This window comes from Erysipelatoclostridium sp. DFI.2.3, from assembly GCF_019132535.1.
Classification (GTDB): Bacteria; Bacillota_I; Bacilli_A; order Erysipelotrichales; family Erysipelotrichaceae; genus Clostridium_AQ; species Clostridium_AQ innocuum.
Map to the genome: position 1 here is coordinate 58821 of NZ_JAHOOJ010000015.1, position 21820 is coordinate 80640.

21 protein-coding genes and 1 other annotated feature are annotated in these 21820 nt (G+C 47.7%); of the genes, 3 read left to right on the forward strand and 18 right to left on the reverse strand.

What is annotated here, in order from left to right:
- Positions 1 to 18 precede the first annotated feature (18 nt).
- The 3 genes from KSZ58_RS15280 to KSZ58_RS15290 form a co-directional block, all read right to left on the reverse strand.
- Positions 19 to 1626, reverse strand: a complete 1608-nt coding sequence (locus tag KSZ58_RS15280) for a DHH family phosphoesterase (protein WP_002609227.1) — start codon at positions 1624 to 1626, stop codon at positions 19 to 21.
- A 92-nt stretch (positions 1627 to 1718) separates the two neighbouring features.
- Positions 1719 to 4010 carry a protein translocase subunit SecDF gene (locus KSZ58_RS15285; RefSeq protein WP_074748715.1) on the reverse strand — a complete coding sequence of 764 codons (2292 nt, stop codon included), beginning with the start codon at positions 4008 to 4010 and terminating at the stop codon, positions 1719 to 1721.
- Positions 4007 to 4297 carry a post-transcriptional regulator gene (locus KSZ58_RS15290; protein WP_002609229.1) on the reverse strand — a complete coding sequence of 97 codons (291 nt, stop codon included), beginning with the start codon at positions 4295 to 4297 and terminating at the stop codon, positions 4007 to 4009. Before KSZ58_RS15290 ends, KSZ58_RS15285 begins: the two co-directional genes overlap by 4 nt.
- Positions 4298 to 4438: 141 nt before the next feature.
- Here KSZ58_RS15290 and KSZ58_RS15295 point away from each other — a divergent pair, with 141 nt between their 5' ends.
- Entirely contained in the window at positions 4439 to 5743 is a 1305-nt protein-coding gene (locus tag KSZ58_RS15295) for an oligosaccharide flippase family protein (RefSeq protein ID WP_009587426.1), read from the forward strand.
- Here the strand turns inward: KSZ58_RS15295 and KSZ58_RS15300 are convergent.
- A complete protein-coding gene (locus KSZ58_RS15300) occupies positions 5740 to 6402 on the reverse strand; it encodes a DUF421 domain-containing protein (RefSeq protein ID WP_008817141.1) in 663 nt (220 codons plus the stop codon). The genes KSZ58_RS15295 and KSZ58_RS15300 overlap by 4 nt on opposite strands.
- Before the next feature lie 63 nt (positions 6403 to 6465).
- On the opposite strand from KSZ58_RS15300, the gene KSZ58_RS15305 reads away from it, so the two are divergent.
- Positions 6466 to 6819, forward strand: coding sequence for a DUF3792 family protein (locus tag KSZ58_RS15305; protein ID WP_008817140.1), 354 nt, complete (start codon positions 6466 to 6468; stop codon positions 6817 to 6819).
- Position 6820: 1 nt separating this feature from the next.
- On the opposite strand, the gene ruvB is transcribed toward KSZ58_RS15305, so the two are convergent.
- The 7 genes from ruvB to KSZ58_RS15340 all read right to left on the reverse strand — a co-directional run bounded on the left by ruvB (position 6821) and on the right by KSZ58_RS15340 (position 13098).
- Positions 6821 to 7834, reverse strand: coding sequence for a Holliday junction branch migration DNA helicase RuvB (gene ruvB / locus KSZ58_RS15310; protein WP_008817139.1), 1014 nt, complete (start codon positions 7832 to 7834; stop codon positions 6821 to 6823).
- A 3-nt stretch (positions 7835 to 7837) separates the two neighbouring features.
- Entirely contained in the window at positions 7838 to 8419 is a 582-nt protein-coding gene (ruvA, locus tag KSZ58_RS15315; RefSeq protein ID WP_002609234.1) for a Holliday junction branch migration protein RuvA, read from the reverse strand.
- A 489-nt stretch (positions 8420 to 8908) separates the two neighbouring features.
- Positions 8909 to 9493 (reverse strand): hypothetical protein, encoded by a 585-nt coding sequence (locus KSZ58_RS15320; RefSeq protein ID WP_008817138.1) that lies wholly within the window; start codon positions 9491 to 9493, stop codon positions 8909 to 8911.
- Positions 9494 to 9703: 210 nt separating this feature from the next.
- Positions 9704 to 10468: an exodeoxyribonuclease III gene (locus KSZ58_RS15325; RefSeq protein WP_002609236.1), complete on the reverse strand. Its 765-nt coding sequence runs from the start codon at positions 10466 to 10468 to the stop codon at positions 9704 to 9706.
- A 127-nt stretch (positions 10469 to 10595) separates the two neighbouring features.
- Positions 10596 to 11165 carry a DUF4352 domain-containing protein gene (locus tag KSZ58_RS15330; RefSeq protein WP_008817137.1) on the reverse strand — a complete coding sequence of 190 codons (570 nt, stop codon included), beginning with the start codon at positions 11163 to 11165 and terminating at the stop codon, positions 10596 to 10598.
- A gap of 43 nt (positions 11166 to 11208) precedes the next feature.
- Positions 11209 to 11961 carry a protein kinase gene (locus KSZ58_RS15335; RefSeq protein WP_008817136.1) on the reverse strand — a complete coding sequence of 251 codons (753 nt, stop codon included), beginning with the start codon at positions 11959 to 11961 and terminating at the stop codon, positions 11209 to 11211.
- Between the two features lie 63 nt (positions 11962 to 12024).
- Positions 12025 to 13098, reverse strand: coding sequence for a serine/threonine-protein kinase (locus KSZ58_RS15340; protein WP_009270367.1), 1074 nt, complete (start codon positions 13096 to 13098; stop codon positions 12025 to 12027).
- Positions 13099 to 13158: 60 nt separating this feature from the next.
- Between KSZ58_RS15340 and KSZ58_RS15345 the strand changes: the two genes are divergently transcribed.
- Entirely contained in the window at positions 13159 to 13587 is a 429-nt protein-coding gene (locus KSZ58_RS15345; protein ID WP_008817134.1) for a hypothetical protein, read from the forward strand.
- A gap of 303 nt (positions 13588 to 13890) precedes the next feature.
- On the opposite strand, the gene obgE is transcribed toward KSZ58_RS15345, so the two are convergent.
- The 7 genes from obgE to KSZ58_RS15380 all read right to left on the reverse strand — a co-directional run bounded on the left by obgE (position 13891) and on the right by KSZ58_RS15380 (position 21815).
- Positions 13891 to 15180, reverse strand: coding sequence for a GTPase ObgE (gene obgE / locus KSZ58_RS15350; protein ID WP_002609241.1), 1290 nt, complete (start codon positions 15178 to 15180; stop codon positions 13891 to 13893).
- 69 nt (positions 15181 to 15249) lie between these two features.
- Positions 15250 to 15534 (reverse strand): 50S ribosomal protein L27, encoded by a 285-nt coding sequence (gene rpmA / locus KSZ58_RS15355; protein ID WP_002609242.1) that lies wholly within the window; start codon positions 15532 to 15534, stop codon positions 15250 to 15252.
- A gap of 2 nt (positions 15535 to 15536) precedes the next feature.
- A complete protein-coding gene (locus tag KSZ58_RS15360; protein WP_002609243.1) occupies positions 15537 to 15851 on the reverse strand; it encodes a ribosomal-processing cysteine protease Prp in 315 nt (104 codons plus the stop codon).
- A gap of 3 nt (positions 15852 to 15854) precedes the next feature.
- Positions 15855 to 16166 carry a 50S ribosomal protein L21 gene (gene rplU, locus KSZ58_RS15365; RefSeq protein WP_002609244.1) on the reverse strand — a complete coding sequence of 104 codons (312 nt, stop codon included), beginning with the start codon at positions 16164 to 16166 and terminating at the stop codon, positions 15855 to 15857.
- Between the two features lie 17 nt (positions 16167 to 16183).
- Positions 16184 to 16257 (reverse strand) — a sequence feature (ribosomal protein L21 leader region).
- A 337-nt stretch (positions 16258 to 16594) separates the two neighbouring features.
- A complete protein-coding gene (locus KSZ58_RS15370) occupies positions 16595 to 17083 on the reverse strand; it encodes a GNAT family N-acetyltransferase (protein ID WP_009270366.1) in 489 nt (162 codons plus the stop codon).
- 18 nt (positions 17084 to 17101) lie between these two features.
- A complete protein-coding gene (dnaE, locus tag KSZ58_RS15375) occupies positions 17102 to 20182 on the reverse strand; it encodes a DNA polymerase III subunit alpha (protein ID WP_009270365.1) in 3081 nt (1026 codons plus the stop codon).
- A gap of 244 nt (positions 20183 to 20426) precedes the next feature.
- The gene (locus KSZ58_RS15380) at positions 20427 to 21815 is read right to left on the reverse strand and encodes a hypothetical protein (protein WP_217752796.1); all 1389 of its coding nucleotides are present in this window, start codon (positions 21813 to 21815) and stop codon (positions 20427 to 20429) included.
- Positions 21816 to 21820 lie beyond the last annotated feature (5 nt).

Sequence of the window (21820 nt, forward strand, 5' to 3'; positions counted from 1 at the left end):
TTTCTGAAAAAGCATTAGCTAATACGCCTCTGTTACAAAAATATTCACTTTTTTTCTTCCCATAAAGGAATTTATTCGAAGATTTCCAATAAAATTTACATTGTTTTTCTCATGCAGGCGTTCATATGCGTTGCCGCAGCGAAAATACATCGCTTCAAGGCTGTCACTCAGTATCCATTTCGCATGCTCCCGGTTGCCCAGCAACCGGCAGCCCTGCACGCTTGCTTCCTCCAGATAAAACAGCGGTTCTTCAAAGCCGCAGCCAAAAGGTCCCAGCACAGACAGGCTCTCCACCTCTGCCAGTGTAGCCTCCTGAACACGGATGGGAATCACGTCATAGCTTTTTTCCTGTTGGAAGTGAATCCCCTCCATGCGGGTATTGACATAGTCCTGCACGATTTGTTTATTCTCATAAGGAAAACCGATACCGGCAGCCGCCTTGTGACCGCCATAAGCGGAAAGCGAAGGCCGGCAGGCATCAAAAAAGGTCGTCAGATCCAGCAGATCCAGTGAGCGGATACTGCCCTTAAACATCTGCTCTCGCTGAGCGGCGACCATGACGGGAAGCTGCAGCTCCTCACTGAGCTTACCTGCCACAAGCCCGGCCATACCTTCATGAAAGGAGTCATGAAACAGCAGCTGAAACCGATATTCCGGGCGTACCAGCGTGCGTGCCACCTTGACCATGTCATCGCTCATCGTTTTCCGGCGATCATTCAGCTCCCGTATCTGCTTTGCCATATGCTGCAGCTGCTCCAGATTCGTACTCAGCAGATACCGCACGGTATTGTTGGCATTTGCAATATCCGCAAGCCGTCCCGTCGTATTCAGCTTTGGCACGATCTGAAAGGCGATCAGCGTTTCATCCCATTTCGGATAACGGTCATTGGCCAGCAGCTGAATCGGCTGACAGATGCCCTGACGGAGGTATTGCAGTCCGAGCTGCACAATTGCCCTTGTTTCCTGACGCAGCGGCATCACATCGGCAATGGCGGCAACACAGGCCAGCACCACATGCTCCTTTACCTCCCCCAGCAGTGCACGGGAAATCTCCAGCGCAACGCCGGCTCCGGACAATGTTTCAAAGCGTTCCCCCATCAGAAACGGATGCAGCAGATACAGACAGGGGAATTCCTCATCCATGGCATGATGATCCGTAACGATTACATCCACCCCTCTGTTTCTTGCCTCCGTGAGCGCATCCAGTGCCTTCACGCCGTTATCAACGGTGATCAGCAGGCTGTACCCCTTTTCATGTGCCAGCTCCACCGTATGCTTCTGCAGACCGTAGCCCTCTGCAAAGCGGTTCGGTATATAAAATCCGGCCTGTATGCCATAGCGGCGCAACGCATCCACAAGAATCGCTGTAGAGCAAATGCCGTCCGCATCATAATCTCCGCATACCATGACCCGCTCCTTATTCTGCTTCGCCTGATAGATGCGCTTTGCAACCTCCTGCATTCCGTTTGCCGTGAACGGGTCTGCCAGCTGCGGCTTCTGCAAAAGCTCAGCTATCTGTTCATCCTTTAACCCCCTGGAGGCCAGCACCTTAGCGCACAAGGCACTCACATGATGCATTTCCTGTATCTGTTGCGAGCGTTCGCTCTGTAATTTATGTATCTGCATATTTATCACCGTGAAATATCATACCACACTTTCTCCTCTTTTGCCTTAAGAAAGCAAAAGAGATATCTGCTGTCACAGATATCTCTATCGTTTTAATAGTCGTTCATGCCCGGAATGATCATTTCCTCCAGTTCATCCTTTTTCTTTTTGTGTTTCTTTTTTACATGCTTTTTCGGATTCTGATGGATACGGATCTGGTACCACAGCTGCGCTGCGACAAACAGGGAGCTCCCCGCACCGCAGGCGATACCGATGAACAGCGCCAGACAGAAGATACGGATGGCACTGCTTCCGAAGAACAGCAGGCACACAACCGGCAGAATCGTTGTCAGCGTGGAGAGAATGGATCTTGTCGCCGTTCTCTGCAGCGCTTCATTTACGATTTCACGATATTCCGCTTTCGTCGTTGTCGCAAGCTTGCGCCCCTTCATCTCATCACGGATACGGTCAAAGACGACAATCGAGTTGTTAATGGAATATCCGATCACCGTCAGCAGCACGGCGATGATTTCCGTATTAACCTCCAGACGGAAAATCGCACAGGCCGCAAGCACGAAGAAGACATCATGAATCAGTCCGACAATACCGCTGATTGCATAATCCCACTTGAAGCGGATGGAAATATAAATTAGAACGCCGATCCATGCCAGAATGGAGATCAGAATTGCACTGCGCACCAGCTCCTGCCCGATCACCGGGGTTACCACGTTGTCATTGACATCGTGCTGATAGGTTTTCTTCAATCCCGCCTTTACGGTATCCATCTTATGTTCATCAATGGCATCCTTCACAAAGATATTTGCCACATTATCCTTTTCACCGTTGATTTTAATACTGCTTGCATTGATTCCAAGACTCTTCAGCTGATCGTTCAGCTTATCCCTGGAAATCGCCGTATCGCTTTGTACCGTCAGCTTGGTTCCGCTGGTGAAATCAATGCCCCAGTTCAGAATACCATTGCCCTTCATGCCCTGAAATGCCATACATCCCACACCGATGACAAGCACCGTCACAGAAGCGATGATAAAGTATTTCGCATTTTTAACAAAATCAAAATTCTTAAAGAAGCCGAAATAGAAGCGCTCCTGCCCCTTGCTCACATCCGGAACATGAGCCTTCTTCACGCCGAACCAGCTCAGCTTGTCATTCAGCCAACCGCTGCCAACCAGAAGAGAAAGCAGGAATTTTGTGACGAAGACAATCAGGATGATGGTGGAAATCGTAGATACGATCAGCATGGTCGCAAAGCCCTTCACACTTCCCGTACCCATCATATACAGAATCAGCGCACAGATAAAGGTTGTGACCTGCGCATCGAAAATCGTAATAAAGGACTTGGAGCTTCCCTCATAAAAGGCGGTCTTTACACTACGTCCGGAATACAGCGCGTCCTTGATACGCTCAAATGTCAGAATGTTGGAATCGGCCGCCATACCGACACCAAGCACGAGGGCCGCAATACCCGACAGGGTAAAGACTGCGCCCATGGCATTATAGATGAGGAACACGATAAAGACATAGGTTGCCAGTGTGACTGCGGAAATCAGACCCGGTAGACGGTAGTACAGAATCATGAACAGCATGATCAGTGCGATACCGATACCGCCAGCCAGCATGGTTTCACTGAAGGCGTTGATACCGTAATCGGCAGTCACCGCATTGCTGTATTTCTCACTCATTTTCACAGGCAGCGAACCGGAGTTGATCAGATCCTTCAGCTCGGTTGCCTCCTCCTTGGTGAAGCTTCCGCTAATCTGCGCACTGGTGGAATTGATCCCCTCACTCACCGTTGCAGCAGAAATGAATTTTGGATTTTTCTGATCCTTTTCCTTGGCATAGGAATCGGTATCCGGATTAAAATCCAGCCAGGCAACCATCAGATTATTGCCGCTTCCCATCTGGGAAACCTTCTGTGTAACTTCATAAAATTTCTTCTGATCAGACAGCTTCAGGCTGACGATCGGCTTGCCGTAATTGTCGTACATCACACTGGCTCCGCCTTCCTGCAAAACGGTGGAATCCATCAGCAGGTTGTCATTGACATCACGGAATGTCAGATTGGCAGTTGAAGAGATGACTCTTCTTGCCTGATCGGCATTTTTTACACCGGCAAGCTGCACACGGATACGATTGTCGCCTTCCACTGTGATTTCCGGTTCATTGACACCCAGAACATCGACACGTTTTTCTACTGATTTTGCGACAGCTGTCATGGAAGGAAGCTTCTTACCCTCCAGTGGACTCACTTCATACAGAATTTCAAAGCCACCCTGTAAATCCAGCCCCAGCTTCATATTCTTGCGAACGGATGGGGTACAGGTCACAATCAGTGTCAGTATGGTCAACACGGTTATCACAAAGACCACGAGACGTGATTTCTTCATTGTTTATCTCCTCCAAATAAATCATCAAAGTCGTTGAGGTTCATACGGGAGCCCATAATCACTGCCTGTGTGGACAGATAGGCCACCACATCGCTTGCACTTAGCTGCTGGATATCCTCCACCGCCTCATGGATGCTTCCAGGCTTGCGAAAGCGCCAATGCTCCTTCAACGAGCTTTCTACATGCTGATATGTCAAGGAAGATAACTCTTCTCGTTTCAACTGATTTGTTTTCAAAGCAATAGCAAGTTTTATGTATTTATCTTCGATTTCACTTTGACCACTCATAAGCTCCTCCTTAATATCATAAACATTATTATAGCTTCAATTATGAATGAAAGCAATGTATTTTTTTATCCCGAATCCGCACTTTGTCTTTTAAAATCATTACATCGCCAATTATTTTCATGATCTGCAAGCTGGATTGGAGTGATTTATTTGAAGAAAACCGTACTGCAGTCTACTGTGATTCTGGTAATTGTATCCGTGATTGCCAAGGCCCTTTCTTTCATCGTGCGCATCATGCTTGCCAGAACCCTGAGCCCCTCGGCTATGAACTATTATACCCTGGCAGCACCAACCATGGTCTTTTTCATCACCCTGGCGCAGATGGGAATCCCTGGGGCCTTATCCAAGGTGATTGCGCAAAGCGACCATCCCCATCAGCCGCTGAAGGTCAGTGTGATTCTTTCCCTGTTGAATAATGCCGTTATTATTTTGACCTTTCTGCTCGTGCTTCCCTTTCTGGCTACCCGCATCCTCAAGCAGAAGGAAATTCTGCCCGTCCTGTATGCCATTATACCGCTGATTCCACTGGTATCGCTGTCCGGTATCCTGAAGGGATATCTGTTCGGTCTGCAGCATCACGTGCAGGCAACCTCCTCCCAGCTGTTTGAAGAAGGCAGCCGCATCCTGTTTCTGTTTGTGGTTTTCTATCTGCATCCCTTTACCGACGCAATCACCATGGCCCGTATCGCAATGCTGTCTGTCAGCGTTGGTGAGGCGTGCAGCGCACTGTTTATGCTCATCTCCCTGCGCAGACAAAAAAGAACCCTTTCCAGGATTCCGCGTTTGTTCAGCGATCTAAACCGCCGACAGTTTGATGAGGTGCTGACGGTATCCATACCGATGACAGGCAGCCGTCTCATCGGCTCCCTTACCTATTTCATGGAGCCGATTGTCATGGTACTGGAGCTTGGCACGGCAGCATCCGCCGCCATGGTAGGCGCCTATGGACAGCTCAACGGCTATGTACTGCCCATCATTACCATGCCAAGCTTTATCACCGTAACACTGAGCAACTTTCTGCTGCCATCCTTTACCTATTCCTATTCCAGAGGGTACTACGATCATGCACGCCGTCTGTTTTCGATGATCATCGGCTGCTGCTTTCTGGTCGGTCTGGGCTGCAGTGTGATCTGCTATCTGTTTCCGGAGCAGCTGCTTTATCTGTTTTATCACAACACCCACGGTGCCCTGCTGCTCAAGCAGCTGGCCATCCCGTTTGCTTTGTATTCCCTGCAGCCTCCCCTGTCCAGCATGCTCCATGCCTTATCCTTAAGCAAGCAGACCGTCGCAGACACCCTGAGCGGCTCTCTGGTACGGATCTTATGTGTGCTGTTTCTGACCAGAACCTGCATGGAGGCCTCTTTGCCCATTGCACTGACAGCCGGGATGCTCATTACAACCACCATGCACGCTGTCCGCCTGTTCATCGCCTTCAAGAACAATTAAAAGAAGGTATCCTTGGAATTCATTTCCTTCTTGATGACAAACATGCCGTTGTTTTGATAAATGCACAGAAACACATCATCCACACTCTCCACGCCCTCACTCTTCAGGGCGTTTTTCAGCCATTCCTCATCCCGTGACAAATCCTGCAGCGCCTTTTTGTTGATTGTTCCATCGCTGATGAGAGGATCGGGGTGCTTCACCTTGCATTTGTTTTTCGGCAGAATGGAGAGCTGTCCGTTGTTCTCCAGCACTGCAAAGGCAACCTCATCCGGTGTGCACAAATCCTTGCTGCGAATCTGAGACATGAGATCGTCAATGTTGTAGCGCTCCCTTTTCATGATGCTCTGATTGATATGTCCGTTATGAATCAGAATCGCATTCTTACCGTCAAAGATATCTCTGGTCTTTTTGCTTTTCAAAAGCACCCAGGAAATCACAATTTGTAAAAAAGCCAGCGTGAAGATTGGAACAAGTGACTTCAGAATGCTTTCATGCGTATCCGTAATGGAGATTGCCAGCAGCTCACTCATAACAAGGTAAATCACGATATCAAAGACAGAAAGCTCACCGACTTCCCGTTTCCCCATGATGCGAAGGGCAAAAATTATCACAAAATATACGATAAAGCACTTCACCATCAGATTTATATATTCCTGCATTAAACCATCCTTTCCTGCATAGTTTGTACGTAAATTTCATACAGTAGACTGAGGTGACCACTTATGAAATTCAAACTACAGACCTATGTGCGCTCCGTAGCCGTACTGCTTGCGCTCACATTGTTATTCTCTCTTGTATTTGCTGCTTTATACTATTTTCATGCAGTATCGACTTCGACTTTTCACATTTTGAACTGGATCGGCGGTATCATTGCCTATGGAGCCGGCGGAGCATTGCTGGGCATTGGCGTAAATAAAAAAGCGCTGTTTCATGCGCTTCCTGTTGCTGCCGTATTCTATCTGCTGTCCCTGCTGCTGAGCGGCTTCTCACTGCCTGCACTGCTTGAAAATCTCAGTAAGGCACTGGTTTATGTCGCCGCTGCCGTCATTGCATTCTCGCGTACGCACAAGGGATAAATCAGTCTGTGTGCAGAAACAGCCCCTCCCGCAGATCATAGCCGAGATGGCGATAGGCCTTCTCTGTTACAACACGTCCGCGCGGTGTGCGGTTGATAAAGCCGATTTGCAGAAGATACGGCTCATACACATCCTCCAGCGTCATCGTTTCTTCTCCGATGCTGCTGGCCAGCGCTTCCAGACCAACCGGTCCTCCCTTGAAGCGCTCAATGATCCCCTTCAGATACTTATGGTCGACATTATCTAATCCCAGATGGTCGACCTTTAATTTATCCAGTGCCATTTCCGCAATCTGCTTACTGATGATGCCGTCATTCATAACGGTCGCAAAATCACGCACACGGCGAAACAAACGGTTCGCGATTCGCGGTGTGCCGCGGGAGCGCAAAGCAATCTCCAGCACGGCCTCCTCCTCGATTTCCGTATCCATGACACGGGAGGTTCTGGAAATAATCTGCTGCAGCTCCGCAAGCTCATAAAATTCCAGCTGAGAAACGATACCGAAACGATCACGCAGCGGCGCTGTCAGATCGCCCGCACGTGTCGTAGCCCCGACAAGCGTGAAGGGCGGCAGCTCCAGCCGTATACTTCTGGTGGTTGCGCTGTCCTTGCCGACAACGATATCGATACAATAATCCTCCATGGCAGGATACAAAATTTCCTCAACCTGCTTCGGCAGACGATGGATTTCATCAATAAACAAAACATCCCCAGGCTCCAGTGTAGACAGTATGGCTGCCAGATCCCCGCCCTTTTCAATCGAGGGGCCGCTCGTCGTCTTAATACTGCCTCCCATTTCATTCGCCAGTATATAGGACAGGGTTGTTTTTCCCAGTCCGGGAGGGCCGTACAGCAAAACATGATCAAGTGCTTCATTTCGCTGCTTTGCGGCCTCAATAAACACCGACAGGTTTTCCTTCAGCTGTCGCTGTCCGATATATTCACGCAGACTCTGAGGGCGCAGGGATGCTTCCTCATCCATACTCTGCGATTCATTTGATAAAATTCTCTCCATTTGCTAGACTCCTTTTCTCTTCGCCAGAATGCCAAGCCCCTTTCGGATATACTGATCGCTCGTCATCGCTTCCAGAGTACCCAGCTCCTTCTTGATACTGTTCAGCTCTGCATTCTTATAGCCCAGCGCCTTCAATGCTTCCAGCGCATCCAGCAGCTGTTCATTTTCCTTAACTTCCAGCTCCGTAACCTCTTCCACGAGCTTCCCCTTCAGATCCAGAACAATCTGACTGGCGGTTTTCGCACCGATGCCCGGAAGTCCCTTCAATGTTTTCACATCATTGCTTTCGATTGCCGCAATCATGTTCCTGGCAGGACAAACGCCCAGCATTCCCAGGGCCGTCTTCGGACCGACACCCTTGACACTGATCAGCTGCAGAAACAGATCATGCTCCTCCATCGTGGTAAACCCGAACAGCGTGATCGCATCCTCGCGTACGTGCTGATAGGTATATAAAATCACTTCGGCATTAAGCCGGACTGCCATCGGATTGGCAACATAGACCCGGTAGCCGATGCCATTGTTTTCAATAATCAAAGAATCATTGCTGTAGCTGTGAATGATTCCCTTAATAAATGCTATCATTTTCATCACCGCACTTATTTTATCATGACTGGACAAATAAAAACAGTGGAAATCCACCGTGTGCTTACCCTGTATTGAAAAATCATTGGAAATAAGGGAGGAAAAGAGGTGTAATTTCACCTTTTAAAGCAGTGTATTCATAGACTACGGGAATTCTGCACGCTCAGATGTAACAGAGGCGCTAACCTGCTGATACAGAACCATCCGGTATTTCCGTTTTCTATTAGCAAAACAAGGCAGCAAGGCTGCAATATACAGTCTGCCTTTCAACCGGCTGTTCACAGCTCCTGCTGTGTTAAGCTCCCCTTATGAAGCGGAAAACAACCGTCAGAAAGCATGTCGTACAGAGCCTTCCTCTTCCTTATATCTTATCTTTTATACAATCATTTATGTTATCTTTTATGTCACGTTTTCTACTTCACAGTATCTGTTTCCTCTTATTTTCGGTTCTGTAATTCCTATAAAATAGAGAATCACTATGTACCGCCTTCATCCGGACATATCAAAAAATTCAAAGATGGTATCAAAGGGAATCACCCGTTTGCACAGACCGTATAGAAGCGTCAAAATCAGCAGCTCCGCCGGAAGCAGACACAGCAGAAACGCGATTCCTCCATCCCGCATCCATAGCGGCAGCTTATCCAGCATGATAAAGTATACAGCAAAATATACAACACAGCCCATGCAGATACCGGCAACCACCGTTCTGCGCTTTTTCTCATTTTGCAGCTTTTCCAAAAGGATCTGCTCCAGCCCCATCTTCTCAAGACAAAGCACACTGATTCCATGCAGTGTCTGTGATGACCTTGTTATAAAAAGAATATGCTTAGTCTTATCCGGAGAACGCCTCGCACGGTCCTTTTCCAGAACGCTTTGCAAATCCGGCCCATAAACGGTGCGGCAGATATATCCATAGGCAGGAAGCTGCTTCAGTGTTTCCTCCTCCCAAACATTCTCCACAAACAAAATTATCTGACGATACTGCTTTGCCAGTACCTCCATGAAATGCTCCGCCTGCGGATCCTGCAAGGCTGCAGCATCCACATAAACATATAGTTTATTTGAGAAATCCATAGTTCCCCTCTTTTCTTATAATTCTTATTTTTCTTACAATTATCATAACATAATCTTCCGTATTTTACAACTACAAAAGCGTTCAGCGAATCCATGCACACCCTGATCCAGATAAAAGTACAGCCTGTATATATGAAAAAAAGAGGCAGCCGCCAGAGTGTATCCTGTGGTTTGCAGCCTCCTTTTCAACAGGGAATGTAAAAGGCTGTCCTAGACAGCCTTCTTATCAAATTCAAGAGATACCGGGCAGTGATCACTGCCATAGATATCCGTGTGAATCCTTGCTTCCCGAATAGCCTCCTTCGCATCCTCGGAAACCAGGAAATAGTCAATCCGCCACCCTGCATTCTTTTCGCGGGCTTTGAACCGATAGCTCCACCAGGAATAAATCCCCTCCTGCTCTGGATACAGATATCGAAAGGAATCGATAAAGCCGCTTTCCAGCAAAACACTCATCTTACCGCGTTCCTCATCCGTGAAGCCTGCATTTCTGCGATTCGTCTTTGGATTCTTTAGATCGATTTCCTTATGTGCGACATTCAAATCACCGCACACCAGCACACTTTTTGTTTCGTTCAGCTTGTGCAGATAGGCACGAAACGCATCCTCCCAGACCATGCGGTAATCCAAACGCAGTAAGCCGTCCTTGGAATTAGGGGTATATACACAAACCAGATAAAAATCCTCGTACTCACAGGTAATGACCCGCCCTTCATGATCGTGCTCCTCAATTCCAAGACCATACGTCACGGAAAGCGGCTTCTGCTTGGAAAACACCATGGTTCCGCTATACCCCTTTTTCTCTGCACTGTTCATATACTGATAGTAGCCCGGTGTTTCGATTTCCAGCTGTCCGGGCTGCATCTTCGTTTCCTGAATACAGAATACATCTGCATCTATCTCCTTAAAGAAATCCATAAAGCCCTTTTGCATACAGGCGCGGATTCCATTTACATTCCATGATACCAATCGCATAACATCTACCTCCCGAATATACCTTAATCATACCGTATCCCATAAAAAAAAGCCAGCCAAACAACCAGCGGGGAAAAGAAAAACCGCCGCATATGCGACAGTTCTTTTTGCCTGAGCCGATATCTGTCTAATGCAGATTGATCAGCCCCTTTTCCGTGCCCCATGCTCCGGTCTGTACCTGCAGCTGCAGATTTTTATCATCAATCGTCGCCTTGGTTACATCGAACACGATTTTTCCCTTTAAAGAAGCATCCGGATTGATTTCCTTGGCAAAAATGCTTTCATCTCCCAGATACATAATAGCTGTAGAATCTGTATTGTAGGTCTTGTCTCCCTTTTTCAGCTTAAAGAAGCTGTCCAGTACACTCAAAGCATCATCTCCGTTGTTTTTCACGGTAACCGAAACAATCAGATAGGTTTCCTGTGCTTTCTGATTCAGATACTCATCGCCAATCGTATCCGTAGTTTCAATGCCGTTCACTGTGTATTCCACATCGCCTACCTTCAGCGTGTCCTTGATACCGTAGGTTTTCTCTTTCGGCTCCTTCTTTTTGTCTTCTTTCTTTTTGTTGTCGGTTTTCTCTGCTGCCGGCTCGCCGTTTTTCTTTTCCTCATCTCCTCTGCCTGCTAGTGCTCCAATGACACCGAGCGCAAGAATTACGATAAGTACAATCTGCCATTTCTTTAATTTTTTCATAGGTCCCTCCAGTTTTCTCATCCTGTGTTTTGGAATGATTTTATTATACCTTCTGTTCTTTTTGCATTGGTATGCTTTCAGCATACTTTGCTGTAGAGCTGCAGCTTCGGCATGTTATGATAAAATCATTCTGCATCTGCGATATCGTCAGGTAGCGTTCCTCCTGTCTTTTAGCTGTGCTTTTCCGTATGATGGTGAGAAAGATATCCGCTTCGTTATTCCTCCATGCCGTATGTGCACACAATTCCTTCAGCAGAATTCCCATGGAATAAATATCACTTTGTTGATCGGATAAGCCGTAATACTGCTCCGGCGCTGCATAGCCTACACTTCCGCTACGTTGAACATCCTTGCGCGTTGTCATCAGCTTCGCAATCTCAAAATCGATCAGCACCACATGTCCCTTATCGATCAGAATGTTATCCGGCTTGATATCCCGATGAATGATCGGTGGTGTCTGTGCATGCAGATGCCCCACAACCGCAAACAGCTGGAGCATGATCCCGATGCACTCCTCAACCGGCAGCCTTCTTTGACTGAGCTTATATTCCAGTGTACATCCATTTACAAACTCCTCTATCAGAATTGTCTTTTCATGACTGTAGCTGAAATCAATCACATTGGCAAGATGTTCATACGGATGGCTCTGCAGCAACTGATACAAAGAAAAATCCAGCTTTGCACGAACGACCTTTTTCACAAAGAACAGGTTTTCTATCATGTGCTGAACAAGCAGGATATCCTTTTCATCACTGTGAAACAGCATAGCAACATCATCATATACTTCTAATCTCATTTGCACGCTTCCCTCTTTATCACGAACAGAATTATATAAAAAAACCGGAAAGCTTTGGTATGCTTACAGCAGACTTTCCAGTATGGCTGCCAGAATCACCAGCAGACTGATTATGATAAACGCACAGAGAAACCACAGAATCGAACCTTTGAAGAAGCGTATGGATGCCCGTCCATGATCCTGAAGCGGAAGCAGCTCCCGAACATTCCCTGCATTTACCGTAATTGCCGGGATGATCGCCAGGCATAAACCAAAGGCGATTCTCTGACAGATCAGTGAATACGGGGATGGCGGAGGGGTCACGGTCATCGATGCTCCCAGAATTATACAAAGCCCGTAATATGCAAGAAACAGCAGCCGCTTTGCAGCGGAATCCCTTCGTATACCCGGCAGCTGCGACAGTAAGACAGAAACGGAAGCGTGCGGCAGAGATTTCTCCTCGCAATATCCAAGCGCCTTTTGCAGCTCGCCAACGCTTTGATAGCGTTTATCCGGATCCAGCTGCATACAGGTTTCAATGATGTGCTGAAACGGACTGTGGATATCCTTTGCCGTCACATCCTTTTGTACCATCGTTTTTAAGACCGCTCCGATGGCGTATATATCACTGCGGCAGTCACTTTGATGAAACCCGTACTGCTCCGGTGAAGCATAACCGGCACTCCCCATCACACGGGTATCGCGATTTTTATCCTGCTTGAAAACCCGTGCAATTTCAAAATCAATCAGCCGTATCTCCAAATGCTCCAGCACCATGATATTTCCCGGCTTGATATCCCGATGAATAACCGGCGGCTGCAGACTGTGAAGATGCTCAACTGCAGACAGCAGCTGCTGCATGATATGATGAATAGCCGCATCATCAAGTGATCGCTCACTCAGCACGTACTCCAGTGTCGTTCCATTGATGAATTCCTCCACAAGGATGCACGTTTCCCCTCTGCGCGTCGCTTCATACAGCATCGGAATGCCGGGATGGGGATGCTGCATCAGCTGACGGTAAATCTGTAGCTCCGCACAGTCCCGCATTATCTTCTTGATGTAAAATTTCTGATCCAGGCAGTTTTTCACCAGCTGCACTGTTTTTTCTTCCGTTTCGGACAATGTACATATATCCTCTAATAAATCCAGACGCATAAATTCTCCTTTAGCTTGCAATAATCGTGATTTGATTATATCATAATATCTGGTGATTGTATGCAGAAACAGAAAACGAAGGATTTGGAAGATATCCTGAAGAAGGCCGGTGCGCTGGAGAAAGATCGTATTTTAAAAGAAATCCGTGATGTATCCTTTGTGGATTACATCAATGAAATCCTGTTGGAAAAGGATTTGGAGAAGTCCGATATCATTCGGGATGCCCAGATTCCAAGAACCTATGCCTATCAGATATTTCAGGGCAGCAAGCAGGCCGGTCGAGATAAGATTCTGCAGCTTGCTATAGCTATGAAACTGAATCTAGAGGAAACCAACCGTCTGTTGACCGTGGCACATCATAACCATCTGTATGCCAAGCAGCAGCGGGATGCGATATTGATTTTCGGCATCAGCAAGCAATATTCTCTGATACAGATCAACGAATTGCTGGATGAGTTCCATCATGAGCTGCTCGGTGATTTCAGCTAGCTTCACATAGCATGTTTCATGGTTTGAAATATTTAACACAGCGTGAAAAGGCTTATCCTATAGAAAAAGACCCGGCAGAGCGTTGATAACTTGTCAGGTCTTCTTTTATTTCGGAATTGAGCATCACCGCCCGCAGGCGTGCTATCATCCGCCTGTACAAAACGATAAGATGCATGTTTTGGTGGGATAAGCAAAAGCAAAGAAAAAGGCACAGGAACCTCGCTTTAATCGTGTGTTTCTGCGCCTTTGCTTTTTTGCCATGAAGCCAACCCATGTTTCATGAAGGGGAATGTCGGTATGACGTTACTCGACAAATTCAAACTGAATATCACAGATGGTTACGACATCGCCGTCCTTACAGCCGGCTTTGCGCAGTGCTTCATCAATTCCCATTTTCCGCATTTTGCGGGCAAATCGCATGAAGTCCTCTTCATTATCCATCTTGCTCATCTTAAAGCTGCGTTCCAGCTCTTCCCCGCTCAGCTCCCAGTTGCCATTTCCCATGTTGTGTACCTCAAAGGCAGGCTGCTCAGGTTCAAATTTGTAAAGCACACCTTCCGCCTCTTCATCACTGGCATCATCGTTATATAACGGAAACTGCGGTGTTGTTTCCAGCAGATCGGCTGCGCGATAGAGAACCGGCTCCAGACCCTCTGCAATAATCGTTGTGGTCTCAAATACCTCAACCTCGGGATAGGCCTTTCTGAAGCGCTTCAGGTTTTCCTGTGCTCCATCCAGATCCATCTTATTCGCAAGAACGATCTGCGGACGCTCCATCAGACGGTATTCATACTGCTTTAGCTCATCATTGATGGTTTTATAGTCCGCAACAGGATCGCGGCCGTCATTCGCTCCCATATCCACAACGTGGATGATAACACGGCAGCGTTCGATATGACGAAGAAACTGGTGTCCAAGCCCCTTTCCTTCACTCGCTCCTTCAATCAGTCCAGGCAGATCCGCCATGACAAAGCTTCTGCCATCCGGAACCTGCACCATCCCCAGATTCGGAGCCAGCGTTGTAAAGTGGTATTCCGCGATTTCCGGCTTCGCCTTGGATACAACGGACAGCAATGTGGATTTCCCAACAGATGGGAAGCCAACCAGTCCGACATCCGCCAGCACCTTCAGTTCGACCATAATATCACGTTCTTCCCCCGGTGCGCCCAGCTCACTGTACTGAGGTGCCGTGTTTTTACTGGATTTAAAGTGGAAATTGCCGCGGCCGCCCTTTCCGCCCTTGGCGATGATTTCCTTTTGTCCCTTGCGTGTGAGATCCGCCAGAATTCTTCCGGTTTTCTCATCCTTTACAAGCGTACCCTGCGGCACCTTGATAATGCAGTCTGCCCCATCGGCACCATGCATTTTCTTTGTCTTTCCGTTCCCGCCCGGCTCTGCAGCCATCTTGCGGTTGTAGCGCAGATCCAGCAGTGTTGTCTTTCCTTCATCGACCATAAAAACGACATCACCGCCAGCCCCGCCGTCTCCGCCGCTGGGACCACCGTAGGCAACATATTTTTCACGCCGGAAAGCAACGATTCCATCTCCGCCTTTTCCAGCCTTCACATGTACTTTTACACGATCTATAAACATTCAGGCACCTCCTTGTCTCCTTCTGTTATCCTGCTCAAAAATAAAATCCCCATACCGGGGATTTTTTCATTACGCCTGTGGGTAAACGGACACTTTTTTCTTGTCTTTACCTAAACGTTCGTATTTTACAACACCATTCACTTTTGCGAATAACGTGTCATCTCCACCTTTTCCAACGTTTGTTCCCGGGTGAATTTTCGTACCACGCTGGCGGTAAATGATACTTCCTGCATGGCAGAACTGTCCATCAGCCAGTTTTGCTCCAAGACGTTTGGATTCGGAGTCACGGCCGTTCTTTGTAGAACCAACACCCTTTTTGGATGCGAACAGCTGAATATCTAATACAAATTTCATAATCACACCTCCTGATCGTTTATTGTAATATAGTCTGCATAGCTTTCCTGCATGGTTGACAGCTGATAATACATTCCCTGTAACAGGATACCTGCTGTAGCATCTGGCAGGATCGTTTCAATTTTGATGTATGCTTCCTTCAAAACGAAGTCGCATGCTTCAGGCACCATCTCATCTAAAGCATTCATCATTCCTACAGCTATGGAACTCACTCCGGCACATACCAGATCCTGACCGGCATCTGCATAGCCTGCATGATCTCTGATTTCCACTTCCTGTATAATACCCTGATGCCGCTTTACATGGACTCTTACCATACATTAAGCCTCGATTGATTCGATTGTCAGTTTTGTGTAAGGTTGACGGTGTCCCTGCTTGCGGTGTGAGCTACCTTTTTTAGCCTTGTATTTGTAGACGATGATCTTCTTTGCTTTTCCCTGCTTTTCAACCTTTGCGTTGACCTTAACTCCCTTTACATATGGAGTACCAACACGAAGAGAACGGTTGCAGTAAGCGACTACCTTGTCAAATACAACAGCTTCGCCTTCTTGAACGTCCAGCTTTTCTACGAAGATTGTGGAACCCTCTTCTACACGGATCTGTTTTCCGCCTGTTTCAATGATTGCGTACATAAATCGCACCTCCTTCTAAATAATTTAAGACTCGCCATGCAAGGTGATGATTTCCATACTTAAACCCTGTTCTGAGCGGTTGTAAATCCGGGAGGACATACAACATGATTATGTTACCATAAACAGCTTTTTAACGCAACACTTTTTTCATTTTTTTTACATGATGCAAACATGCATACATTATATGCGCCTCAAAATAACAGGTTCATCAAGGATACCCTAGAGAGCGCTCCGTTCTGTATGAGATCACTGTCATACGGCAGTTTTGTTTTCCCCTTTTCCTCTGCCAATATCTGCAATTTGAGTACGAGCATACAGGGCTGCATACAGCAATTCTTAAACGCAAAGCGCACCTTCCCCTTTATGTTGTGATTACAACTGCACATCCTGCAGCAGTAAGCAACTCCATGATGTCTGTTCGGTCTGTATCACGCAAAGCACAGCAGCATATCATACCATTCTGCACCGCCGTGAACAGAAGCACTCACTCCCATATTATGAAAGCCAAACCGCTCGTAAAAACCTACCAAATGCTTTTTGCAGGTCAAAACCATACCTGTTCTTCCCTCCTTCTTCGCTGTCTCAATCAAAGCTTGCATCAGCTCCCCTGCATACCCCTGATGCTGATGAGCGGGATGCACATCCAGACCGAAGACCGTTTGATAGGCGCCATAGGGATCATGCAGGCTTTCATCCTCATACATCGCATCACAGATCACCTGCTGATTGCTTACACAGCCATTGATCATGCCGATGATGACGCCATCCTTTTTCATGACCAGAAAGCTTTCCGGAAAAGTCTTGGCACGTCTGCGCAGCGCCGCTTCATCCGCCGCCTCCTCCTTTGGAAAGCAGCACGCCTCCAGCTGTGCCAGTTCTGCAATATCCGCTTCCTCTACTGTATCAATGGTTACCATATGCACACTCCTGCTCCTTCATTCCTTTTCTATCCTTGTCAGCTTCTTGACCAGACAGCTGGTTTCCTTGTCCACGATTCCCTCCACATACAGATAATTCCCCTTGACCAGATCATCCGCATGCTGGCGGTATATATTCGGCATACAGACAAGGTCAAATTTTCCTGTTTCATCACTGCCGATGACGAACATCATCATATCGCCGTTTTTTGTACGGTACTGACGGCAGCGATCCACCAGACAAACAAATTTCACATAGCGTCCCTTGTACTTGGGCAGTGAAATCAAAATCGGAAGCTCCTTTCCCATGCGGCTGCGTACATCCGCAATCGGATGCCGCGACAGATAGAAGCCGATGGCCTCCTTTTCCTTTTCCGCGCGAATCGCTGCATTATCCCTCATCATTGTCATAGCAGGCTTGGATACCAGATCAAAGTCAAACAGCACCTGATCCACATCCTCGATTTTCACAAGATCCGCATAGCGAAGTGCATCCTCCAGTGATGCCATCAGACTCGCACGCCCGACCTTAAAGCAGTCCAGCGCCCCTGCATTAATCAGGATTTCAATGGTTTTTTTACCGATTTTATTCCCATTCATACGTGCGGTGAAGTCGAAGAAATCACGGAATTCGCCCTTTTTATTTCGTTCCTCGACAATCAGTGATGACACCGCACTGCCGATACCCTTAATGCCGACAAACGGAAAGCGCAGCGCATTGTCCTCGATTCCATATTGATTGTACGAACGATTGACATCCGGCAGCAGAATCTTGATATGCCGCTTACGTGCCTCAAATACATATTCACTTGTCTTTGTCTCCGAACCGATCACACTGTTCAACAGGCTGTTAAAGAAATACAGCGGTGCATTCGCTTTCAGATACGCCAGCTGATAGGCAATCATGCCATAGGCCACGGAATGGGAACGGTTGAAGCCGTAATTCGCAAATTTCATAATCAGGGCATACACCTTCTGTGCCAGAGCCTCATCATAGCCCTTATGCAGTGCCCCCTGTATGAATTCCTCCTGCATTCTGCGCAGCTCCTCTCCCTTTTTCTTGCTGATGGCCTTGCGCAGATTATCCGCCTTACCAAGGGTGAAGCCGGCCATTGTCTGTGCAACCTGCATGATCTGTTCCTGATAGATCATGATACCATAGGTATTCTGTAAGATCGGCTGCAGGCTGGGATGGATATAATCGACCTTTTCCGGATGCTCTCTGCGATCCAGATATTCCGGAATGTTTTCCATGGGACCGGGACGAAACAATGCAATCGTTGCGACAATGTCCTCAAAGCAGTCCGGCTGCATTTTCCGTATCAGATTTTTCATCCCCTCACTCTCCAGCTGGAAGACTCCCACCGTATCCACCGCGCGTATCAGCGCATAGGTCTTGGCATCATCCAGCGGTATCCGCATGATATCCAGTTGTTTATCCGCTGTCGCATTGATATGCTGTACGATTTCATCGATGATGGTAAGGTTCCTCAATCCCAGAAAATCCATTTTGATCAGACCGAGCTCCTCCAGATATTCCATTGTAAACTGTGTGGCACAAACACCCTCATCCACATCAATCAGCGGACACACCTGCTCAATGGCTTCATCGGAAAACACGATACCTGCCGCATGCAGAGAGGCATGACGCGGCAGTCCCTCCAGCTTTCGGGCAGTCGCATACAGGCGGCGCATCGTTTCTCCGCTGTTGATCAGCTCCTTGAAGCGCGCATCATTTTGATATGCATAGTCCAGTGTCACCTTGATTACATTGGGAACCAGCTTACACAGGCGGTCGATCTGACGGGGATTGATTTCCATCGCCTTTCCCACATCCCGCAGCACCTGCTTCGCCGCCAGTGTATTAAAGGTGATGATATGGGATACCCTGTGTTTGCCATACAGCTGCTCCACATAATGAATCACCTCATCCCGGCGGTTATCCGGAAAGTCCGTATCGATATCCGGCATGGAAATACGTTCCGGATTCAGAAATCGTTCAAACAGCAGATGATAGCGAATCGGATCCACATGCGTGATACCAAGACAGTAAGCTACCAGGGAGCCGGCAGCACTTCCTCGTCCGGGACCGATATAAATATGCTGTGTTTTCGCAAACCGGATGAAGTCCCAGACGATCAAAAAATAATCGGCATACTGCATGCGGATAATAACATCCAGCTCATAGTCCAGACGCTGCTGGTATACGGATGAAATCGGCTGGTACTGCATACGCTTCTGCAACCCCTTCTGACAAAGACTGCGTAAGAATTCCTCACTGCTTACGCCGTATTTGTTTTGAAATTTCGGAAGCACAGCCTTTGGCAGCTGCATCTCCACCTGACACTGTGCTGCAATACGATCACTCATCTGCAGCTCCGCCTCCTCATACAGCTCCTGCATTTCCTGCGGGCTGCGGAAATAACGGCGCGGACTGTAATTCAGCATTTTATCATGGAGCGATACGCCCTGATTGATGGCACACAGCGTCTTATAGCTCTCCTCATCCTCTTCCCGTTCGAAATAAACGCGGGACAATGCCGTACAGGGAATATCCAGCTCCTCGCACAGCTGCTTTAAGACCGGATTTTTCTTTTCCATCAGGCCGGAATCATTGCGTGCTATGGATACATAAAAATCGGCAAACTGCTTCCTGCACAGCTTCAGCCAGTGGCACAGAAGATCCAGCTCTTCCTTTACGATAAGAGTTTCCATCTGATTCTGATCGCCGTTTGTCAAAACAATGCAGTCCTTTGCATAATAGGCGAGCGTATCCAAATCCGGTACGCGTCTTTCCTCTCCGGTATTCAGCCAGGTGGACAGCTTCAGCAGATTCTGATAGCCGGCATCATTTTTCGCAAGAACGACAAAGCCATACAGCTCCTCCTGCTCCAGCACGTCCACTTCCATCCCGAAAATCGGCTTGATATGTTCTTTTTTACATGCATGGTAAAACGCCATGGCACCATGCATGACATGCTTGTCAGTCAATGCGACCGCTGTATAACCGCAGCGCTTGGCTGCCGCAACGATTTTGGAAATTGTCAGGGTACTCTGCAGCAGGGTATAGCAGCTTCGCACATGTAAGTGGACACTCATTCTCAACACCTCGTCTCTTTCTTTATTTTATCATATTTTTATGCTTCTTAATACGGGCGTGACCATGGTTTCTGAAGTTTTACGGCGATCGTGTCCAATGCTAGCCACAGGCACATCTTGTTGGCTCAATTTCTTTTGGAAGCTTGCGTAAAGAAAACCATGACCTCAGTCACGGTGATGATTCCTTATAATTATCCGCAGCATGGACGGGATGGTGTTTGCAGCAGCCCTTGACCGCTTCAGCTCACTGATTGCCAGCTTCTATTTTCTTTTGTAATGCTTCCAGCTGCTCCTGCGATTTCCGCTGTGATTCCTCCAGCATTTCCTGCTGTATATTTCGCAGCTCCTCCTGTTTTCTATCCTCCGCTTTCCGCTGATCTAATAGGGCCGGTATGAGTACAGCAGATAAAGCAGCAAGCAGTACAAGCAGCAGAAGCATCCGTTTTTTTCTGCGATATACCGGCGGTTCCTCCAGAATTGCTTTACGCAGACTCTGCTTTGCCGGTGTATCCGCTGTTTCCAGCTCAAAATAAGAAAACAGGAGATTTCTTACCTCTTTTTTATAATGGTGATGTTTCGCATAATAAGATAGCCTTTCCAGCAGATACAGATCCGCTTTATCCAAGCTTTGCTTATGCAGCCATTCTTCCCATACCTCAGCTCCCTTGTCTTCATGGGAGAGCTCAAAGAATTGCAGTGCCTGCTTCTGTACATGGTTCCTCCAGCTGATGAAGTTCTGCTGTGTAAAGGAGGCATCCTTACCCAACAGCTCCTTCAGCTTTGCATAGGTTTGTGCGGGGTCCTGAGCGAGATGATCTCGGATATGCAGAAAGGAATAGATTTTCCCCGCCACTGCACTGCTGTGCGCATAGCATTTTTTCATTTCCAGTGCCAGAATTTTTTCCGCTGTCAGCTCATCCACGGTATCCTTTGTCCAGTGTTTGTGGTTCAGAAATTCCAGCCAAGCTTCGCTATCTTCCTCTTTGCTATGACAAAGCGCTCGCCATGTATCCAGCAAATATGCCGTATCTCTTTTGCAGGAATAACGATACGACTGAAAATCTGGTATCCCCTGCCGGATACTGCTTAACAGCTCCTGCTGTGCCGGCTGCAGCTGTCCGGCATCCAGATGAAACGCCTGGATAAGCGTTTGCCGCATCGCATAGGAAAGCAGATTCACCTGATTCTGCAGTCCTTCACTCAGCGCAGTTAGAAATGCTGTATCCTGCAACAACGCAAGCCGCTGTGCCGTTTGCAGCTGTTTCTTTAGTGCGAGCGTGTTGCCGCTTTGCAGTGCCTGCAGCAGCTCTTCGATCCGCTCATCTGTCGTTTTTGGTGCTGCCTGTACCAGCCCCTCACAGGAAGACACGGATCCCGCAGACACAGCCTCAAACGATTCGTCATTTGATTCTTCTGCTTTCTCCTGCAGCACGTTCACTTTGATGGCATGTCCTGCGCGCTGTGCCTGCGCATACTGCACAGCTTCACGATAGGCTGTCTGCAGCTGCTGAAATACCTGGGGTTCCTCCTCCGGATGATGCAGCTTCACCTGCTTCGCATAGGCTTTTTTTATTGCGGTGATATCCTCTAGATTCGCAAGGTCCAACAACCCTTTTATCTGTTCCAGTTCCATACGCT